Source organism: Spirillospora sp. NPDC049652, from assembly GCF_040675125.1.
In the GTDB taxonomy this organism is placed as follows: Bacteria; Actinomycetota; Actinomycetes; order Streptosporangiales; family Streptosporangiaceae; genus Spirillospora.
Genome location: NZ_JBFAOF010000945.1, coordinates 1 through 2,687 on the forward strand (window position 1 = coordinate 1; position 2,687 = coordinate 2,687).

Consider the following 2,687-nt stretch of genomic DNA (forward strand, 5'->3'; position numbering starts at 1 on the left):
CGGGACCTGGTGGACCGCCAGGCCCGCGAACGGCCGGACGGCGTCGCGCTCGCCGCGCCGGGACGGCCCGCCCTGACCTTCGGCGCGCTCGCCCGCCAGGTGGACGCGGCCGGGCGGCGGCTGCGCGGGCTGGGCCTCGGCCCGGGGGACGCGGTGGCGCTCGCGCTGCCGTCCGGGCCGGACCTCGCGACCGCGTTCCTCGCCGTCGCGGCGCACGCCTCGTGCGTGCCGCTCAACCCGGCGCACCGCCCGGAGGAGTTCACGCACTTCCTCACCGGGACGCGGGCCAAGGCCCTGGTCGTCCCGCCGGGCGACGACGGGGACGCCGTCGCGGCGGCGGAGCGGCTCGGCGTGCCGACGCTGGAGCTGGCCGTCCGCCCGGACGACCCGGCCGGAGTCTGGACGCTCGACGGCGACCCGGTCGGACCGCCCGTCCCCGAGGACCGGGCCGGGACCCGGCCCGAGGACGTCGCGCTCACCCTGTTCACGTCGGGCACGACCGCCCTGCCCCGGATGGTCCCGCTCACCCACGCCAACCTGCTGACGGCGGCCTGGAACACCGGCCGGGCGCTGGAGCTGACGCCCGCCGACCGCTGCCTCAACCCGATGCCGATGTTCCACGCGCACGGCCTGACCAGCACGCTCCTGGCGTCCTTCGTGCACGGCGCGGGGATCGTGTGCCCGCCCGGCTTCGACGCCGCCGCGTTCATGGACTGGCTGGAGGAGTTCCGGCCCACCTGGTACACGGCCGTGCCCGCGATGCACCGCGCCCTGCTGGACGAGGCCGACCGCACCGGCCGGGGCCCCGCCGTCCCGCTCCGGTTCATCCGCTCGGCGTCCGCGCCGCTCCCCGACACCGTCCTCGAACGGCTGGAGCACCTCTTCGGCGCGCCCGTGGTCGAGGGGTACGGGCTCACCGAGGCGGCGTCGCTGGTCACCTGCAACCCGCTCCCGCCGGGTCCGCGCAAGGTCGGCTCGGTCGGCGTGCCCGTGGGCGAGCCGGTCGCCGTCCTCGACCCGGACGGCCGGGTCCTGCCGCCGCTCGGCGCGGGGGAGATCGCGATCCGCGGCGGCAACGTGACCGCCGGGTACGCGGGCGACCCGGCCGCGAACGAGGCGGCCTTCACCGGCGGCTGGATGCGCACCGGCGACCACGGCTACCTCGACGAGGACGGCTACCTGTTCGTCATCGGCCGGTCCAAGGAGATCATCAACCGGGGCGGCTCGAAGGTCGCGCCCGCCGAGGTGGACCGGGCCCTGGCCGGGCACCCCGGCCTCGCCGAGGCCGCCGCGTTCGGCCTGCCGCACCCGACGCTCGGCGAGGACGTCGCGGTCGCGGTCGTCACCCGGCCGGGCGTCGGCGTGGACGAGCACAGCGTGCGCGCGTTCGCCGCCCGCCGCCTGATCGACCACAAGGTCCCCAGCCGGGTCTTCTTCGTGGACGAACTGCCCCGCAACACCACCGGCAAGGTGCAGCGCGTCCGCCTGACCGAGCGCTACACGCCCACCGTCCGCCCGGCTCCCGCCGAGACGCCCGCCGGGGCACCCGCCGCCGCGCCGGCCGCGCCGAAGGACACCGAGCGCGTGATCGCCGCGATCTGGGCCTCCGTCCTGGATGTCCCGCACGTCGATCCGACCAGCGGGTTCTTCGAACTCGGCGGCGACTCGCTGGCCCTCGCCCGGGTGGCCGAACGCCTCCACGCGGAGACCGGGCGGACCGTCCCGAAGTCGACCCTGCTCATGTACAGCACCGTCCGCGCCCTCGCCGAACACCTCGACACCACCGACCCCGACACCACCGACCCCGACGCCACCGACCCCGGCGCGCCCGCTTCCGGCGCATCGGCTTCCGACGTGCCGCGCCGGGCGGCGGCCGGGCGGGAGCGGCTGCTGGAGCGGCGGCGCGGGCGCGGCGCGGCCCCCGGGGAGGACCGTTGACCGAGACCGGCCTGGAAATCGCGATCGTCGGCCTGGCGTGCCGGTTCCCCGGCGCGCGGGACCGCGACGCGTTCTGGCGCAACCTCCGCGACGGCGTCGAGTCGATCACCCGGTTCAGCGCCGCCGAGCTCGCCGGGGCGGGCGTCCCCGAGCACCTCCTCGCCGACCCCGCGTACGTGCGGGCGCAGGGTGTGCTCCAGGACGCCGACCGCTTCGACGCCGAGTTCTTCGGCATCAGCCCCCGCGAGGCCGACCTCATGGACCCGCAGCAGCGCGTCCTGCTGGAGTGCGCCTGGGAGACGCTGGAGGACGCCGGCCACGACCCGTCCCGGACCGGCGGGCCCGTCGGCGTCTACGCCGGGACCTACTACAACTCCTACCTGCCGCTGCTGCCGCCGACCGACGACGACGGCGAGACCTTCGCCCGCGCCATCGCCAACGAGAAGGACTACGTCGCGACCCGGCTGGCGTACCGGCTCGACCTCACCGGCCCGGCGCTGACCGTGCAGACGGCCTGCTCGACGTCGCTCGTCGCCGTCCACCTCGCCTGCCAGGCGCTGCTGTCCGGCGAGTGCGACCTCGCGCTCGCCGGCGGGGCGACCGTGCGCGCCGCGCAGGTCACGGGTTACCTCTTCCGGCCCGGCGGGATCTTCTCGTCCGACGGGCACTGCCGCGCGTTCGCGATACTGTCAAGCTCGCCGGCACCCGGCCTTCTTCCCCCATAAGGGCCTCTCTCTGGAGAAAGTCCC

At 76.3% G+C, this 2,687-nt stretch carries 2 protein-coding genes; both read left to right on the forward strand.

The features are described from left to right. Positions 1–1,938 (forward strand): non-ribosomal peptide synthetase (locus AB0J52_RS35225; protein WP_500187244.1); only part of this gene is annotated, 1,938 nt, incomplete at its 5' end. Further along, on the forward strand, positions 1,935–2,663 hold the full coding sequence (locus tag AB0J52_RS35230; RefSeq protein WP_500187245.1) for a beta-ketoacyl synthase N-terminal-like domain-containing protein: 729 nt from the start codon (positions 1,935–1,937) through the stop codon (positions 2,661–2,663). The genes AB0J52_RS35225 and AB0J52_RS35230, both read left to right, overlap by 4 nt. Positions 2,664–2,687 lie beyond the last annotated feature (24 nt).